The organism is Nocardioides sp. QY071 (assembly GCF_029961765.1).
Classification (GTDB): Bacteria; Actinomycetota; Actinomycetes; order Propionibacteriales; family Nocardioidaceae; genus Nocardioides.
The window spans coordinates 2826964-2842573 of sequence record NZ_CP124681.1; the positions used below are offsets into that span (position 1 = coordinate 2826964).

Consider the following 15610-nt stretch of genomic DNA (forward strand, 5'->3'; position numbering starts at 1 on the left):
CGACGCGTCACGAGACCAGGTGAGGTGCTGCCGGAACTGTCCGTGGAGAGTTCCGGCAGCGCGGCCAGGCGTCTCGTGACGGTTGCTGCGCAACCTCCTCGACGTCCGGGGTCACAGCCCCATCGACTTAGCGATGATCAGCTTCATCACCTCGGACGTGCCGCCGTAGATCCGGGTGACCCGGGTGTCGGCGTAGAGCCGGGCGATGGGGTACTCGTTCATGTAGCCGTAGCCGCCGTGCAGCTGCAGGCAGCGGTCGATGACCCGGCCGGCGACCTCGGTGCAGAACAGCTTGGCGGAGGCGGCGTCCACGGCGGTCAGCTCGCCGAGGTCGTGGGCCTCGAGGGCCCGGTCGCACACGGCCTGGGCGGCGTCGACCTCGCTCTGGCAGGCGGCCAGCTCGAACTTGGTGTTCTGGAAGGAGGCCACCGTCGCACCGAAGACCTTGCGCTCCTCGACGTAGGCCTGGGTGAACCGGATCGCGGCGGCGGCCTGGGCGTAGGCGCCGTACGCGATGCCGAGGCGCTCCTGAGGCAGGTTCTGGCCGAGGTAGGAGAAGCCCTCGTTCTCCTCACCGAGCAGGTCGGTGGCGGGGACCATCACGTCGGTGAACGACAGCTCGGCGGTGTCGGAGGTGCGCAGGCCGAGCTTGTCGAGCTTGCGCCCGACCGCCCAGCCCTCGGACTTCGTGTCGACGCAGAACAGGGAGATCCCGAAGCGGCGGTTGCTCTCCAGCGGCGGGGACGTGCGGGCACACACGATGACGCGGTCGGCGAGCACACCGCCGGTGATGAAGGTCTTCGCCCCGTTGAGGACGTAGTGGTCCCCGTCGCGCTTCGCGGTGGTCTGCATGCCGGCGAGGTCCGAGCCGGTGCCCGGCTCGGTCATCGCGATCGCCCACATCTCGGTGCCGGCGACGAAGCCCGGCATCCAGCGCTTGAGCTGCTCGGGGGTGCCGAGCTTGAGGAGGTACGGCAGGCACAGCTCCACGTGCACCCCGGACCCGCCGAGGTTCACGCCCGCCCGGGCGCACTCCTCGGTGAGGATCGCGGAGAACTTGAACGAGTGGATCCCGGCGCCGCCGTACTCCTCGGGGACCTCGATGCCGAAGACACCCAGGTCCCCGAGCTTGGTGTAGAGCTCGCGCGAGACCTGGCCCGCGTCGTACCACTCCTGGTAGTGGGGGACGACCTCCGTCTCCAGGAAGGCACGGATCGTCCGGCGGTAGTCCTCGTGGTCCTCGTTGAACACTGTGCGGCGCATGCGCTCATGCTGCCACCGGCGTCAACGGGCCGGACCAGCGGACCGGACCAGCGGACCGGGTCAGCGGACCGAGCTGCCGCCCGCCTCACGCAGGAGCTGCTCGAACGGCGTGGGCGCCGCGAGCTCGTCGTCGACGGTACGACGCCGCGGCGCCCTCTCCGGCGCGGAGCCGCCCCCGAGCAGCGCCGCCAGCTCGCCGGCCGCGCGCTCGACCCGCTTGTCCAGGGAGCCGTCGTCGGTGGCGCCGAAGTCCTCGCTCGCCGCGAACACCCCGGTGGGTACGACGACCGCCCGCAGGTAGGCGAGCAGCGGACGCAGCGCGTGGTCGAGGACCAGGCTGTGCCGGGCGGTGCCGGCGGTGGCCGCGATGACGACGGGCTTCCCGTCGAGCATGCCGTTCTCCAGGACGTCGAAGAAGGTCTTGAAGAGCCCCGAGTACGACGCCGAGAACACCGGCGTCACGACGACCAGTCCGTCCGCGTGCCGCACGGCCTCGATGGCCTGCGCGAGCTCGCCGGTGGCGAAGCCGGTCAACAGGTGGTCGGCCAGCGCGTGGGCCAGCGGTCGGAGCTCGACGTGCTGGACGTCGACCTCCCGGCCGCGTGCGCCCACGGCCCGCGCGACGGCGTCGCCGAGCTTGTCGGCGAGCAGCTTCGTCGACGACGGGACGGAGAGTCCCGCCGAGACGACGACGATCCTGGTGGTCATGCCTGGACCTCCTCAGCCTCTTCGGCACGGTCGGTGGTGCCGGTCATGGTGTCCTTCGCGTGGACCGTGACGTCCTTCGCGCCGCCCGACGCCGCGACGAGCGAGGCGTGGGTCGGGGCGTCCGGGACGGTGTCGGGACGACCCTCCGCGAAGCCCCTGCGCATCTCGGGCAGGATCTCGCCGAGCAGGTCGAGCTGCTCGAGGACCGTCTTGAGCGGCAGCCCGGCGTGGTCGACCAGGAAGAGCTGGCGCTGGTAGTCGCCGGCGTACTCCCGGAACGACAGGGTCCGCTCCAGCACCTGCTGGGGCGAGCCGACGGTCAGCGGCGTGTGCTCGGTGAAGTCCTCGAGCGACGGGCCGTGGCCGTAGACCGGGGCGTTGTCGAAGTACGGGCGGAACTCGCGTACGGCGTCCTGGCTGCTCTTGCGCATGAAGAACTGCCCGCCGAGGCCGACGATCGCCTGCTCGGCCGTGCCGTGGCCGTAGTGCGCGAAGCGCTCGCGGTACAGCGCGACCATCTGCTCGGTGTGCGACTTCGGCCAGAAGATGTGGTTGTGGAAGAAGCCGTCACCGTAGTACGCCGCCTGCTCGGCGATCTCGGGGCTGCGGATCGAGCCGTGCCACACGAACGGCGCGACGCCGTCGAGCGGGCGCGGGGTCGAGGTGTAGCCCTGCAGCGGGGTCCGGAAGCGGCCCTCCCAGTCGACGTCGGACTCGGTCCACAGCCGGCGCAGCAGCGCGTAGTTCTCGATCGCCAGGTTGATGCCCTGCCGGATGTCCTTCCCGAACCAGGGGTAGACCGGGCCGGTGTTGCCGCGGCCCATCATCAGGTCGACGCGGCCGTCGGTGAGGTGCTGGATCTTGGCGTAGTCCTCGGCGATCAGCACCGGGTCGGTGGTCGTGATCAGCGTCGTGGCGGTCGACAGGATGATGTTCTCGGTCTGCGCGCCGATGTAGGCGAGCGTCGCGGTCGGGTTGGACGCGATGAACGGCGGGTTGTGGTGCTCTCCGGTCGCGAAGACGTCGAGGCCGATCTCCTCGGCCTTCTTCGCGATGGCGACGGTGGCCTTGATCCGCTCGTACTCCGACGGCGTCTGCCCGGTGGTCGGGTCCGTGGTGACGTCGCCGACGGTGAAGATGCCGATCTGCATGCCCATGGTTTCGCGCTCCTGGTGGATGGTGGTCAGTCACCCGGCTCAACAGATGACATGTCAACTATATTCCATCCGGGCCCCGGCGTCAGCGCCGGGCCAGCACCAGCACCGCCCGGTCGTCGTCGCCGCGCTCGACCAGGTCCACGATCCGCTGTGCCGCGCCCTCCCAGCCGCCGAGGTACGACGTGCGGGCGGTCTCCTGCAGCCAGGCGATCCCTTCGTCGATATCCGCCGAGCGCGACTCGACCACGCCGTCGGTGTAGAACATCAGCGCGTCCCCTGTCCCGAGGACGCCGACGCTCTCGACGATCTCCGGCAGCTCGCTGACACCGAGCGCGGTCCCGCGGGCGTTGTCGATGCGCCACTGCTGCTCGTTCGCCGACCAGACGAGGGCGGGCGGGTGCCCCGCGCTGCGGATCAGGTAGTGCCCGGTGGCCAGGTCGAGGTCGAGCTGGACCGCGGTCGCGATCGCCTCGTCCGAGGGCTGGCGCAGCAGGTAGGCGTTCGCGTCCAGCAGCAGCTCCTCGCCCGGTACCACCGGGATCAGGCTCTCCAGCGCCCCGGCGAACTGCAGGGCTGCCGGCACCGCCGCCTCGCCACCGCCGCACACGTCGACCAGGACCGTCCGCAGCCGCCCGGCAGCGACCTGCAGGTCGGCCACGATGAAGTCGCCGCCGTACGCGTGGCCGTGGGCGGCCAGCATCGCCGACTGGTGCCGCCAGCCGTCCGGGAGCGCGGGCATCCGGCCGCGGGCGAGCAACCGCTCGCGCAACCGGGCCCAGCTGACGCCCTCCTCCATTCGGCACAGCGTAGGAGACGGACCCCCGCCGTCGACCTCTTCCCTAGACTTTCGCCGTGACCGACACGAGGGACGTCGACATCCTGGGTGAGCCGTGGACGGCGGAGACCATCGCGCTCGAGGACGACTTCGAGGGCGAGGTCGTCGCGACCCTGGTCAGCCGCCCGGCCGCGGAGCCTGACGGTCCGGCCACCCTGCACGTGCACGGGTTCTCCGACTACTTCTTCCACACCGAGTACGGCGAGTGGTGGCTCGAGCACGGGCACGCGATGTACGCGCTCGACCTGCGCAAGTACGGGAGATCCCTGCGACCGCACCAGTCGGCGACCTACGTCGCGGACCTGACCGACTACTTCGCCGAGCTGGACGCCGCCTGGGAGCGGATCACCGTGCGCGACGGGCACCGGCAGGTCGTGCTGTCGGGCCACTCCACCGGCGGGCTGGTCGTGGCGTTGTGGGCCGACGAGCGCCGGCCGCCCGAGCTGGCCGGCCTGCTGCTCAACTCGCCGTGGCTCGACCTGCAGGGCAAGGCCTGGCTGCGCTCCCCCGTCGCGAACCGGATGATCGAGGAGGCCGGCCGGCGGCGCCCGATGCGGGAGCTGCCGCGCGACGTCAGCGGCTACTACGGCCGCAGCCTGCACCGCGACCACGAGGGCGAGTGGGACTTCGACCTCACCTGGAAGCCGGTCGAGTCCTTCCCGGTGCGCTTCGGCTGGCTGCGCGCCGTGCGGCAGGGCCACGCCCGCCTCCAGGCCGGGCTCGACGTACCCGCGCCGGTGCTGGTGCTCTCCTCCGACCGCACCGGTCAGCCGGCCGGGATGGACGAGGACGTCTTCTCCACCGACATCGTGCTCGACGTCGAGCAGATCCGGCGCTGGTCGGTCGCCGTCGGCCGGCACGTCACCTACGCCGCCGTGCCCGGCGCGGTGCACGACGTGGTGCTCTCGCGCAGCGGGCCGCGGGCGCGGGCGTACGACGAGATCGAGCGCTGGCTGCGCGCCTACGTTCAGCTGCAGCGGTAGACGCCGTCGGAGTGGGTGTAGCAGTCGTCGACACTGCTCTCGGCCCACACCCCGAGCACGATCACCGCGGCGACGCCGAGCAGGAAGAGCGCGAAGCCGATCCAGCCGATGATGATGCCGGCCGTCGCCAGGCCCCCGCCCTGGTCGTTGCGCTGCCGGATCTGGCCCTTGGCGATGTGGCCGAGGATCGCGCCGACGATGCCGGTCGCCCCGAGGCAGGCGGTGAGCGAGATGATGCTGACGACGAGCGAGGCGATGGCCAGGCCGTTGGTGGTCGGGGTCGGCGGGTAGCCGTAGGGCGCCACCGGCTGGCCGTACGGCTGCGCCGGCTGCCCGTAGGGCTGGCCGTACTGACCCGAGGGCTGGCCGTAGGGCTGGTACGGGTCGTTCTCGGGCGGCGGAGTCGTCATGGCGGAAGGATCCCACGCGCCCACGAGCCGGGCCACTAGGGTCTCCCCATGGCCGCATTCCAGCTCGACCCCGTGACCGGACTCTCCCTGGGTCGCATCGCCATCGGCGTCGGCGCACTCGCCGCGCCCTCGACCACCGCCCGCGTGCTCGGCCTCGACCCGGCCGCGAACCCGCAGCTCGACTACATGGGCCGGATGTTCGGTGCCCGCGAGATCGCTCTCGGCGCGGTGACGCTGGTGTCCCGGGGTGCGCTGCGCCGCAACCTCACCGCCGTCGGCATCGCCGTCGACGGAGCCGACCTCGCCAACGGCGTGATCGAGCTCGGTCAGAAGAACGTCTCCAAGCTGGCCAGCGGGATGCTGATCGGCGCGGCGGCCGGTGCGGTCGGCTCGGGCGTGCTCGCCCTGGTCCGCGGCCGCGGCCGGGCCAAGGCCGCCTGACCGGGCTCACCCGGACCGGCTCACCAGCCCAGGCTCACCAGCCCAGGCTCACCACAGCAGGTTGGCCACGGCCACCAGGCCGACGACCACGATCACGGCACGCAGCACGATCGGCGGCAGCCTGCGGCCGATCGCGGAGCCGAGCACGCCGCCGCAGACCGCGCCGACGCCGACGAGCAGCACGAGCAGCCAGTCGACCTTCGCCTCGCTGCCGAACAGGCCGAGCTCGGCCACGCCGACGAACACCAGCCCCGCGACACCGTTGACGACGGCGACGAGCACGTTCTTGACACCGTTGAGGCGTTGCAGCGACTCGGAGATGCCGATCCCGAGCACCCCCATCAGCAGCACGCCCTGCGCCGCGCCGAAGTAGCCGCCGTACACGCCGGTGCCGAACACGGCCAGCGGCACCCACCAGGACCGCTCGACGGCGCCCGCCTCGCGGTGCTCGGCACGGGCGGCGACCGCCTTCGACAGCCGCGGTTGCACGACGACGAGGACGATGCCGAGCAGGATCAGCACCGGTACGGCGGCCTTGAACGCCCCCGGCGGCAGCACCAGCAGCAGCACGGCGCCGAGCACGCCGCCCGCGGTCGAGAACGCCAGCAGGCGCAGGATCCGGTCGCGCTGCCCGACCAGCTCGCGGCGGTAGCCCACGGCGCCCGCGATCGAGCCGGGCACCAGGCCCAGGCTGTTGGACATGTTGGCGGTGACCGGCGGGACGCCGAGGGCGAGCAGGGTCGGGAAGGTGATCAGCGTGCCCGAGCCGACCACGGCGTTGATCGTGCCGGCGCCGACCCCGGCGAGCAGGACCGCCGCGACCTCGAGGAGGGTCACTCCGCGGAGGGGTCCTTCTGGCCCGGGTGGGCCGCGCTCTCGGCCTCGGCGATCGCCTCCTGGACGGCGGCGCTGGTGCCGGTGTCGGGCAGCTCGAGCTCGGTCGGGCCCATGTCGACCCGCTTCGCCGGGCCCGGCGTGGACTTCGGGATGCCGGCGATCTCGTGGATCGAGGAGCCGAGACCCTCGAGGGCCTTGGTGATCTCCGAGGGGATCACCCACACCTTGTTGGCGTCGCCCTCGGCGATCTTCGGCATCATCTGGAGGTACTGGTAGGCCAGCAGCGACTGGTCCGGGCGCCCGTCGTGGATCGCCTGGAAGACGGTCTGGATGGCCTGGCCCTCACCCTGGGCGCGCAGGATCTGCGCCTCGCGCTCGGCCTGGGCCCGCAGGATCTGGGACTCCCGCTCGCCCTCGGCGTTGAGGATCGCGGACTGCTTGTTGCCCTCGGCCGTGAGGATGGCGGACTGACGAGCACCCTCGGCGGTCAGGACGAGGGCGCGCTTGTCGCGCTCGGCGCGCATCTGCTTCTCCATCGCGTCCTTGATCGACGGTGGCGGCTCGATGCCCTTGATCTCCACGCGCTTGACCTTGATGCCCCACCGCCCGGTCGTCTCGTCGAGCACGGCGGACAGCCCGCTGTTGATGGACTCGCGGCTGGTGAGGGTCTGCTCGAGATCCATGCCGCCGACGACGTTGCGCAGCGTGGTCATGGTGAGCTGCTCGATGGCCTGGATGTAGTTGGAGATCTCGTACGTCGCCGCGATCGGGTCGGTCACCTGGAAGTAGATGACGGTGTCGATGTCGACGGTGAGGTTGTCCTCGGTGATCGCCGACTGCGGCGGGAAGCTCACGACCTGCTCGCGCAGGTCGATGACGTAGTGCACCTTGTCGACGAACGGCAGCACGAAGTTGAGGCCGGCCGGCAGGGTCTCCTTGTACTTGCCGAAGCGCTCCACGATGCCGGTGTAGGCCTGCGGGATCACCCGGATCGACTTCGCGACCACGGTGATCACCAGCAGGAGCAGCAGGGCGAGCAGGACCAAGACGATCATCGGGGCTCCTCGATCTGGGGGTCGGACACGGGACGGACGTGGGCGGTGGCGCCGACGATGGAGACGACCTCCACCGCCTCACCGACGGCGAGGCTGCCCCCCGGGGGCTCGGCGACGGCGAGCCAGGACTCGCCGCCGATCTTCACCCTGCCGGGCCGGTGCTCGGCGACCGGCTCCGTGACGATCCCCCGGCTGCCGACCAGGCTGGCCGGCCCGAGCACGAGGTCCGGGCCGCCGTGCAGCCGGCGTACCAGCTGCGGCCGGACCCCGGCGAGCAGGGCCACGGCGGCGGCCGAGGCGACCAGGACGGTGACGACGACGTTGTCGGTGACCAGTGCGGTCACTGATCCGGCGACGGCTCCACCGGCGAGCATCAGCAGGAACAGGTCCAGGCTGAGCAGCTCGGCCAGGGCCAGTGCGATCCCGACGCCCAGCCAGGTCTCCCACAGGTGGTCCCGCAGCCAGTCCATGCCACGACTCTAGTTGAGAGCCCTCTACGTCACCCGCGGTGGTGCTGCTTGCGGCGGGCCGCGTAGCGCCCGTCGTGGTTCTCGAGCACCAGGGGCATGCCGAAGGTGGCCGAGAGCGCCTCGGCCGTCATCGTCTCCTCGATCGGGCCCTCCGCGACCACCTGGCCGCCGCGGAGCATGAGGACGTGGGTGAACCCCGGCGGGATCTCCTCGACGTGGTGCGAGACCAGCACCGTCGCGGGCGAGAGCGGGTCGTAGGCGAGGACCGAGAGGGTGGACACGAGGTCCTCGCGGCCGCCGAGGTCGAGGCCGGCCGCCGGCTCGTCGAGCAGCAGCAGCTCGGGGTCGGTCATCAGGGCCCGGGCGATCTGGACCCGTTTGCGCTCCCCCTCGCTGAGGGTGCCGTAGGTGCGGTCGGCGAGCCCGGCGACGCCGACCTCGCGCAGCAGCGCGTCGGCGCGGTCGTGGTCGACGGCGTCGTACGCCTCGTTCCAGCGGCCCAGCACGGCGTACGACGCGGTGAGCACCAGGTCGCGCACGGTCTCGTTGCGCGGGATCTGCTCGGCGACGGCGGCGCTCGAGACGCCGATCCGGGGGCGCAGCTCGAAGATGTCGACGGTGCCGAGCAGCTCGCCCAGCAGGCCCACGGCGCCCGCGGTCGGGTGCAGCTGGGCCGCGGCGATCTGCATCAGGGTGGTCTTCCCCGCGCCGTTCGCGCCGAGCACGACCCACCGCTCGCCCTCACGGACCACCCAGCTGACGCGGTCGAGCAGGGTCGCCCGGCCACGACGCACGGACACCTCGGCGAGCTCCAGCACGGCGGACATGCGAGCCACCTTAACGAGTCCGCGGGCAGTAGGGTCGCCGGGTGAGCGCACTCCCCGTCTCGGCCCGGCTGGCGTGGTGGGGAACCGCCTGGCTGCGCGGACGGGTCGGCCCCGACGAGGTCCTCGACGCGGTCCACGGCTACGACGTGACCCACGTCGTGAGCACCCCCGACGGACCGTCCTCGCTGCTGCTCGAGCTCGCCGCCGCCCGCAACGCCGGGGCCGACGGGGTCGCTGCAGCGTTCCCGGCACCGGGCGATCCGGCCGGGCTGCGTGGGCCGCGGGAGCTCACGACAGCGGCCGTCGAGGCCGGCGAGGTGGTGCTCCTGCCCGGCACGGGCCTGGTCCCGCGCCAGGTCGGGCGCGCCGTCGAGTGGACCGTGCTGCCCGCCGAGCGCCGGCCGCCGCCCGACCTCGGCGACGCCGACCGGCAGCTGCGCGCGGTCCTCCTCACGGCGGCCAACCTGCTCGCCGATCTCGACGTCGCCCGGTGGCAGCCGCTGGTCGCCGACGAGCTGCACGACCTGCGCACCGCCGTACCCCTGCCGGCTCCGGCAGGCACTCCGCCCCGCTGCGTAGATCTCGCCGGCCGGGCGCTGCACCTCGAGGCGGTCGTGGAGCTCGCGCTGCGCGACGACGGTGGGGCGCTGTCGGCGGGCGAGGCGGGCATCCGCCGAACCGCGCTCGAGCCGCTGGAGCGCGCCGCCCGGCACGCGCTGACGGCGGCCTGCTCGCCCGACGGCTGGCCACCGGCGTGAGCCGGGGCCGCGCAGCGGTAGCCTGCACCCCGCGATGAGCCCTCACGATGCAGCGGACGACACCCTCCTGATCACCGTCACCGGAGCCGACCGGCCCGGCGTCACCTCCACGGTCCTGGAGAGCCTCGCCGCCTCCGGCGTGAGCGTCGTCGACCTCGAGCAGATCCTGATGCGCGGCCGGCTCGTCCTCGGCGTCCTGGTGACCGCGCCGCGCGACCGCAAGAAGCTGCGCCGGCAGCTGGAGGCGACGGTCGAGGCGCTCGGCATGACGGTCGAGGTCGAGAAGGGCTCGGGCGACAACCGCACCCGCCACCAGGACCGGGCACACGTCACCGTCATCGGTGCGCCGCTCAAGGCCTCGGCCATGGCCGCCATCGCCGGCCGGATCGCCGACTGCGGCGGCAACATCGACCGGATCGAGCGGATGGCGCGCTACCCCGTCACCGCGCTCGAGCTCGACGTCTCCGGCGCGCGGCCCGACCGGCTGCGCCAGCTGCTGGCCGTCGACGCGGCCGCCCACCGCATCGACGTGGCCGTCCAGCCCGCCAACCTGCTGCGCCACGGCGTGCGGCTGATCGTGATGGACGTCGACTCGACCCTGATCCAGGGCGAGGTGATCGAGATGCTCGCCGAGCACGCCGGCTTCGGCGCGGAGGTCGCCGACGTCACCGAACGGGCGATGCGCGGCGAGCTCGACTTCGAGCAGTCGCTGCGAGCCCGGGTGAAGCTGCTCGCCGGTCTCGACGAGTCCGTCCTCGACGCCGTGTACGACGCCATCGTCGTCAACCCCGGCGCCCGCACCATGGTGCGCACCCTGCGCCGCCTCGGCTACCGCTTCGCCATCGTCTCCGGCGGCTTCAGCCAGATCACCGACCGCCTCGCCGAGGACCTCGGCATCCACCGGGCCCGCGCCAACACCCTCGAGATCGTCGACGGCAAGCTCACCGGCGAGGTCGTCGGCGAGGTCGTGGACCGGGCCGGGAAGGCCACCGCGCTGCGGGAGTTCGCCGCCGACCTCGGCATACCCGAGGACGCCACCATCGCCATCGGCGACGGCGCCAACGACCTCGACATGCTCGCCGCCGCGGGCCTGGGCATCGCCTACAACGCCCGCCCTGTCGTCCGGGAGGCCGCGGACACGGCCCTCAACGTGCCGTACCTCGACGCGATCATGTACCTGCTCGGCATCACCCGCGAGGAGATCGAGGCGGCCGACGCGGCGGCGGGCATCGTCACGCCGGCACCGCCGGTGTGATTTTGGCCGTCGCTTCGCTCCGGCATGTCGGCCGCCCTTTTGCGCGTCGCCTTCCTCCGCTGCGCTCGCTGGCGCTCGCTCCGCTCCGTCCAGGCAACGCGGGGCGCCCGACGAAAGACACTCAGCCGAGTGTGGTGCACACACGCGTGGCATCCGTCTGGAGCTCGTCGCGCCGCCCGCCGTTTCTGCACGGAGGAGCGAGCGAGGAACGAGCGAGCGGGGGAGGAAGAAACGGCGCCAAAGGCGGCGCGACATGCGAGCGAAGCGAGCCAAACCAACACCGTGAGTCCCTCACGAGACGCACCGACCCCGCGCCGAGGGCCGGATCACGCCGCCTTGCTCAGCCCCGCCCCACCTGGAACGCGAGCAACCGGCACCCGACCGGCACCACGTCGTCCCACGTGCCGTCGACGGCGAAGACCGCGGCCGCACTCGTCGGGAAGCTGCCCAGCTCGATCGCGCCCGACGCCTGGCCCTCACCGTCGTCGAGGAGCTGCACCAGCATGGCCATCGTCGGGTTGTGGCCGACCACGATCACCGTCGACGCGTCGTCGGGGGTGCTGTGCACCAGCTCCAGGACGCCGGCCTCGTCGGTGCCGTAGAGGGCGCCGTCGATCTGGGGGGTGAGGTCCCAGCCGGCGCCGCTGGCCAGGACGTCCCAGGTCTCGCGGGTGCGGGCGGCGTACGACACGTAGGCGACGTCCGGCTCGACCCCGGCGCCGGCCAGCCACTCCCCCAGGGCTCGGCCGTCATCTCGGCCCCGCTCGCTCAGCACGCGTTCGACGTCGGAGGCGGCGAACTGCTCGGCCTTGGCGTGTCGGACGACGACGAGCAGCCGTTGCTTCTCCACCCGGGCATCGTAGTCCCCGTGACGCCCTACGGAATCACCCATCTGGTGCCGCTGGCGGTGTTCGCCGTGGGGCTGGTGGTGGCCGTGCTGCGGGGACGGCGCGATGCGTCGTACGACGGACCGAGCCGGTTCAGCCGGACCCTCGCGGTGCTCATTCCCCTGGCCACGGTGCCGCTGCAGCTGGTCGACCTCCTGGTGAACTTCGACCTCGACGTGACGCTGCCGCTGCACCTGTGCGACCTGGCGTGGATCGCGGCAACGTGGGCGCTGTGGACGCACCGGCCGCTGGCGGTGACGCTCACCTACTTCTGGGGCCTGACCCTGACCATCCAGGGGGTCGTCACGCCCTCGCTCAACGAGGACTTCCCGCACCCGAGGTACTTCGCGTTCTGGGCGCTGCACCTGCTGATCGTGTGGTCGGCGGTCTACCTGGTGGTGGGGCTGCGCAAGGCGCCCCTGTGGCGTGACTACCGCGCAGCGGTCGCGGTGACGCTGGGGTGGGCCGTGGCGACGTACGCCTTCAACGTGGTGGCCGATACGAACTACGGCTACCTGGTGCGCAAGCCGGGCACGTCGATCCTCGACCTCCTCGGCCCGTGGCCGTGGTACGTGCTCGAGGAGGTCGGAATCGTCGTCGTGGTGTGGGCGCTGCTCACCGTCGCTGCGCAACGGTGGGCGCGTCGTACCGGATAGGTCGTCAGGCGCCCATCGCGTGGAAGCCGCCGTCGACGTGGACGATCTCGCCGGTCGTGGCCGGGAAGAGGTCCGACAGCAGCGCGCAGACGGCCTTGGCGGTCGGCTCCTGGTCGGTGTTGTCCCAGCCGAGCGGCGACTTGGTCGACCACATCGACTCGAGGTCCTCGAAGCCCGGGATCGCCTTGGCCGCGAGGGTGCGCAGCGGGCCGGCGGAGACCAGGTTGACCCGGATGCCGTCGCCGCCGAGGTCGCGGGCGAGGTAGCGGGCGCACGACTCCAGGCCCGCCTTCGCGACGCCCATCCAGTCGTAGACCGGCCACGCGACGCTGGCGTCGAAGGTGAGCCCGACGACCGAGCCGCCCTCGCTCATCAGCGGGCGGCAGGCGACGGCGAGGGACTTGAGGGAGTACGCCGAGACCTGGACGGCCTGGGCTACGTCCTCCCACGGGCCCTCGAGGAACTTGCCGCCGAGCAGCGTCTCGGGGTTGCCGTAGGCGATCGAGTGGACGACGCCGTCGAGCTTGGCGTCCGGGCCGAGCGCCTCGCGGACCGCGTCCGGGAGGGCGGCCAGGTGCTCGGCGTCGGTGACGTCGAGCTCGATGACGGCGGGCAGCTCGGGGAGCCGCTTGACGATGCGGCGGGTGATCCGCAGCGCCTGGCCGAAGTTGGAGACGAGCACGGTCGCGCCCTGCTCCTGAGCGAACTTCGCGACCGCGAAGCCGATCGAGGTGTCGAGGGTGACACCCGCGACGAGGATGTTCTTGCCTGCGAGGATTCCGGTCATTGTCAGTGCCCCATTCCCAGTCCGCCGTCCACGGGGATCACCGCGCCGGTCACGTACGCCGCCTCGGGGCTGGCAAGGAACAGCACCGCCCCGGCGATCTCGGTCGGGTCGGCGTACCGACCCAGCGGGACCTGGTTGCGGATCCCTTCCTTCTGCTCGTCGGTCAGCACCGCGGTCATGTCGGTGTCGACGTACCCGGGCGCCACGACGTTCGCCGTGATCGAGCGCGGCCCGAGCTCACGCGCCAGCGAGCGCGCCATGCCGACCAGGCCGGCCTTGGAGGCGGCGTAGTTGACCTGGCCCGGCGAGCCGAGCAGGCCCACCACGCTGGAGATGAAGATGATCCGGCCCTTCTTCTGCCGCAGCATGCCCTTGGCGGCGCGCTTGGCCAGGCGGAAGGAGGCCGTGAGGTTCGTGTCGATGACCGAGGACCAGTCGTCCTCGGACATGCGCAGCAGGAGCGTGTCCTTGGTGATGCCGGCGTTGGCGACCAGCACCTCGATCGGGCCGTGCGCCTCCTCGGCGGCGGCGAAGGCCGCCTCGACCGCAGCGGCGTCGGTGATGTCGGCCTTGAGCTCGAGCGCGCCCTCGGGAGCACCTCCGCTCCGGGTGGTGACGGCGACCTTGTCGCCCGCGGCGATGAAGGCCTCGGCGATCGCGCGGCCGATGCCGCGGTTGCCTCCGGTGACGAGGACGGAACGTGGTTGGCTCACGCTCTGTGACGCTAGTGCCGCGGGCCTGCCGACCTCACGGGCGGCAGGCACCAAGTTCGGTCCGGTCCCTTGTAGGACCCCTACAAGGTCGCCCGTCGGCTACTCCTCGGCTACTCGTCGTCCTCGAGCCGGAACCCGATCTTCATGGTCACCTGGAAGTGCTCGACGGCGCCGTCCTTGATCTGGCCGCGCACCTGGGTGACCTCGAACCAGTCGAGGTGGCGCAGGGTCTGGCTGGCGCGCTCGATGCCGTTGCGGACGGCCTGGTCGATGCCGTCGGGGGACGTGCCGACGATCTCGCTGACGCGGTAGGTGCGGTTCGACATGCCGCCAGCCTACTCAGCGGCGTACCGGCGTAGGCTGAGGCCATGGACGCCATCCGGATCACCACGGCCGGCTCCAGCGCGCAGGAGGACCTTGCGCGGCGGCAGAGGAAGTACGTCATCGCGATGACGATCCGGACCCTGTGCTTCATAGGTGCGGCGATCAGCGGCGCCGCCGGCATCCACTGGCTGTGGCCGATCCTGATCGCGGGCGCGATCATCCTGCCCTACGTCGCCGTGGTGATGGCCAACGCGGAGGACAGCCGGAGCAGCGAGCTGCCGCTCACCGGCGGTGGCGACGCGCAGCGCCAGCTCGAGCAGGGTGGGCATGGAGCCTGACCTCTGCTCGGCCAAGGGCTGTCGTGAGCCGGCCATGTGGCAGCTGCTGTGGAACAACCCCAAGCTGCACACGCCCGATCGCCGCAAGATCTGGCTCGCCTGTGACGGCCACCGCGAGTCGCTCGAGGCGTTCCTCGGCGCGCGTGGGTTCCTGAAGGAGACCGTCCCCCACCGTTGAGTTGCCGCATCCTCCCCGTTGAGTTGCCGCATCCTCGCCCTTGAGTTGCCGATAGCGCCGTTCTTCATCCACAGGGGGACCCGTCGCCAGCCCCATCCACAGGCCGCGGGTGGGACGTTCCGTACAGCCTCCGGATCAGCAACCGTCGTCGGATGGTCATCGACGACTTCCCGACTGAACCAATCCACCTCGACGAGGCGGCCGAGCACGGCCTGACCCGACGACAGATCTGGCGTGGCGTTGCGATGGGTCTCCTCGTCCGCGTCGGGTCCGGCACCTATCGCCGGGTCGACATCCCCGACTCGGTCGCCCTGCGCGTGCACGCGCTGCGCTGCCACGTCGCCGCAGGTCAGATCGTGGTCGACCGAACCGCTGCGTGGATCCACGGGGTCGACGTCCACACGATCGAGGAGAAGGACGTGACACCGGCTGTGGAGACGTGCTCGCTGCGTGGTCGTCACGCCACGCGTCGACGCGAGCTCAACGGCCGGCAGCGTGACGTCGTGCCGAGCGACATCGTCGAGGTCGATGGCCTGCGGGTCACCTCACCCATCCGGACCGCCCTCGACCTGGGTTGCCACCTCCACCGTCGTGACGCGTTCGCCGCGATGTGCCTGCTCGCTCGCCTGAACGGATTCACCAACGCAGATCTGCAGCGTGAGTCGGCGAGGTTCCGTCGCCGCAGGGGCGTGGTCCAGTGCCGGCCGCTCGTCGCCCTCGTAGATCAC

Annotated in this window: 21 protein-coding genes; 7 read left to right on the forward strand and 14 right to left on the reverse strand. The window is 71.6% G+C overall.

Annotation, left to right across the window (positions count from 1 at the left end; all coding sequences use genetic code 11):
* Window positions 1–111: 111 nt before the first annotated feature.
* The 4 genes from QI633_RS13620 to QI633_RS13635 form a co-directional block, all read right to left on the reverse strand.
* The gene (locus QI633_RS13620) at window positions 112–1263 is read right to left on the reverse strand and encodes an acyl-CoA dehydrogenase family protein (protein ID WP_141798697.1); all 1152 of its coding nucleotides are present in this window, start codon (window positions 1261–1263) and stop codon (window positions 112–114) included.
* Between the two features lie 60 nt (window positions 1264–1323).
* Window positions 1324–1971: an FMN reductase gene (locus tag QI633_RS13625; RefSeq protein ID WP_141798696.1), complete on the reverse strand. Its 648-nt coding sequence runs from the start codon at window positions 1969–1971 to the stop codon at window positions 1324–1326.
* Window positions 1968–3122 carry an LLM class flavin-dependent oxidoreductase gene (locus QI633_RS13630; RefSeq protein ID WP_282429306.1) on the reverse strand — a complete coding sequence of 385 codons (1155 nt, stop codon included), beginning with the start codon at window positions 3120–3122 and terminating at the stop codon, window positions 1968–1970. The genes QI633_RS13625 and QI633_RS13630 overlap by 4 nt, the downstream gene beginning before the upstream one ends.
* Before the next feature lie 88 nt (window positions 3123–3210).
* Window positions 3211–3924 carry a PP2C family protein-serine/threonine phosphatase gene (locus QI633_RS13635; RefSeq protein WP_282426086.1) on the reverse strand — a complete coding sequence of 238 codons (714 nt, stop codon included), beginning with the start codon at window positions 3922–3924 and terminating at the stop codon, window positions 3211–3213.
* 56 nt (window positions 3925–3980) lie between these two features.
* Between QI633_RS13635 and QI633_RS13640 the strand changes: the two genes are divergently transcribed.
* Window positions 3981–4946 carry an alpha/beta hydrolase gene (locus tag QI633_RS13640; RefSeq protein WP_282426087.1) on the forward strand — a complete coding sequence of 322 codons (966 nt, stop codon included), beginning with the start codon at window positions 3981–3983 and terminating at the stop codon, window positions 4944–4946.
* On the opposite strand, the gene QI633_RS13645 is transcribed toward QI633_RS13640, so the two are convergent.
* Window positions 4931–5356, reverse strand: a complete 426-nt coding sequence (locus tag QI633_RS13645) for a DUF4190 domain-containing protein (RefSeq protein WP_141798693.1) — start codon at window positions 5354–5356, stop codon at window positions 4931–4933. The two genes, QI633_RS13640 and QI633_RS13645, sit on opposite strands and share 16 nt — an antisense overlap.
* 48 nt (window positions 5357–5404) lie before the next feature.
* Here QI633_RS13645 and QI633_RS13650 point away from each other — a divergent pair, with 48 nt between their 5' ends.
* Complete coding sequence (locus QI633_RS13650; protein WP_141798692.1) at window positions 5405–5797, forward strand: hypothetical protein; 393 nt, start codon at window positions 5405–5407, stop codon at window positions 5795–5797.
* 48 nt (window positions 5798–5845) lie between these two features.
* On the opposite strand, the gene QI633_RS13655 is transcribed toward QI633_RS13650, so the two are convergent.
* The 4 genes from QI633_RS13655 to QI633_RS13670 are packed head-to-tail and all read right to left on the reverse strand — an operon-like array spanning window position 5846 to window position 8986.
* Window positions 5846–6634 (reverse strand): sulfite exporter TauE/SafE family protein, encoded by a 789-nt coding sequence (locus QI633_RS13655; RefSeq protein WP_282426088.1) that lies wholly within the window; start codon window positions 6632–6634, stop codon window positions 5846–5848.
* On the reverse strand, window positions 6631–7689 hold the full coding sequence (locus QI633_RS13660) for an SPFH domain-containing protein (RefSeq protein ID WP_141798690.1): 1059 nt from the start codon (window positions 7687–7689) through the stop codon (window positions 6631–6633). The genes QI633_RS13655 and QI633_RS13660 overlap by 4 nt, the downstream gene beginning before the upstream one ends.
* A complete protein-coding gene (locus QI633_RS13665; RefSeq protein WP_282426089.1) occupies window positions 7686–8159 on the reverse strand; it encodes an NfeD family protein in 474 nt (157 codons plus the stop codon). The genes QI633_RS13660 and QI633_RS13665 overlap by 4 nt, the downstream gene beginning before the upstream one ends.
* Window positions 8160–8188: 29 nt before the next feature.
* Complete coding sequence (locus QI633_RS13670; protein WP_141798688.1) at window positions 8189–8986, reverse strand: ABC transporter ATP-binding protein; 798 nt, start codon at window positions 8984–8986, stop codon at window positions 8189–8191.
* 41 nt (window positions 8987–9027) lie between these two features.
* Between QI633_RS13670 and QI633_RS13675 the strand changes: the two genes are divergently transcribed.
* Window positions 9028–9744 carry a hypothetical protein gene (locus tag QI633_RS13675; RefSeq protein WP_282426090.1) on the forward strand — a complete coding sequence of 239 codons (717 nt, stop codon included), beginning with the start codon at window positions 9028–9030 and terminating at the stop codon, window positions 9742–9744.
* A gap of 34 nt (window positions 9745–9778) precedes the next feature.
* Complete coding sequence (serB, locus tag QI633_RS13680) at window positions 9779–10999, forward strand: phosphoserine phosphatase SerB (protein WP_282426091.1); 1221 nt, start codon at window positions 9779–9781, stop codon at window positions 10997–10999.
* Window positions 11000–11339: 340 nt separating this feature from the next.
* Here serB and QI633_RS13685 read toward each other — a convergent pair whose 3' ends face one another.
* A complete protein-coding gene (locus QI633_RS13685; RefSeq protein ID WP_282426092.1) occupies window positions 11340–11849 on the reverse strand; it encodes a histidine phosphatase family protein in 510 nt (169 codons plus the stop codon).
* A gap of 18 nt (window positions 11850–11867) precedes the next feature.
* On the opposite strand from QI633_RS13685, the gene QI633_RS13690 reads away from it, so the two are divergent.
* Window positions 11868–12542: a TIGR02206 family membrane protein gene (locus QI633_RS13690; RefSeq protein ID WP_282426093.1), complete on the forward strand. Its 675-nt coding sequence runs from the start codon at window positions 11868–11870 to the stop codon at window positions 12540–12542.
* 4 nt (window positions 12543–12546) lie between these two features.
* Here QI633_RS13690 and fabI read toward each other — a convergent pair whose 3' ends face one another.
* The 3 genes from fabI to QI633_RS13705 all read right to left on the reverse strand — a co-directional run bounded on the left by fabI (window position 12547) and on the right by QI633_RS13705 (window position 14368).
* On the reverse strand, window positions 12547–13329 hold the full coding sequence (gene fabI / locus QI633_RS13695) for an enoyl-ACP reductase FabI (protein ID WP_141798684.1): 783 nt from the start codon (window positions 13327–13329) through the stop codon (window positions 12547–12549).
* Window positions 13330–13331: 2 nt separating this feature from the next.
* Window positions 13332–14042 carry a 3-oxoacyl-ACP reductase FabG gene (fabG, locus tag QI633_RS13700; protein ID WP_141798683.1) on the reverse strand — a complete coding sequence of 237 codons (711 nt, stop codon included), beginning with the start codon at window positions 14040–14042 and terminating at the stop codon, window positions 13332–13334.
* A 110-nt stretch (window positions 14043–14152) separates the two neighbouring features.
* Window positions 14153–14368 carry a dodecin gene (locus QI633_RS13705; protein ID WP_141798682.1) on the reverse strand — a complete coding sequence of 72 codons (216 nt, stop codon included), beginning with the start codon at window positions 14366–14368 and terminating at the stop codon, window positions 14153–14155.
* Window positions 14369–14410: 42 nt separating this feature from the next.
* Between QI633_RS13705 and QI633_RS13710 the strand changes: the two genes are divergently transcribed.
* Together QI633_RS13710 and QI633_RS13715 are read left to right on the forward strand one after the other, a co-directional pair.
* Window positions 14411–14704: a DUF3099 domain-containing protein gene (locus QI633_RS13710; RefSeq protein WP_141798681.1), complete on the forward strand. Its 294-nt coding sequence runs from the start codon at window positions 14411–14413 to the stop codon at window positions 14702–14704.
* Window positions 14694–14882 (forward strand): acetone carboxylase, encoded by a 189-nt coding sequence (locus tag QI633_RS13715; protein WP_282426094.1) that lies wholly within the window; start codon window positions 14694–14696, stop codon window positions 14880–14882. Before QI633_RS13710 ends, QI633_RS13715 begins: the two co-directional genes overlap by 11 nt.
* 545 nt (window positions 14883–15427) lie before the next feature.
* Here the strand turns inward: QI633_RS13715 and QI633_RS13720 are convergent.
* Window positions 15428–15610 carry a hypothetical protein gene (locus QI633_RS13720; protein ID WP_282426095.1) on the reverse strand — a complete coding sequence of 61 codons (183 nt, stop codon included), beginning with the start codon at window positions 15608–15610 and terminating at the stop codon, window positions 15428–15430.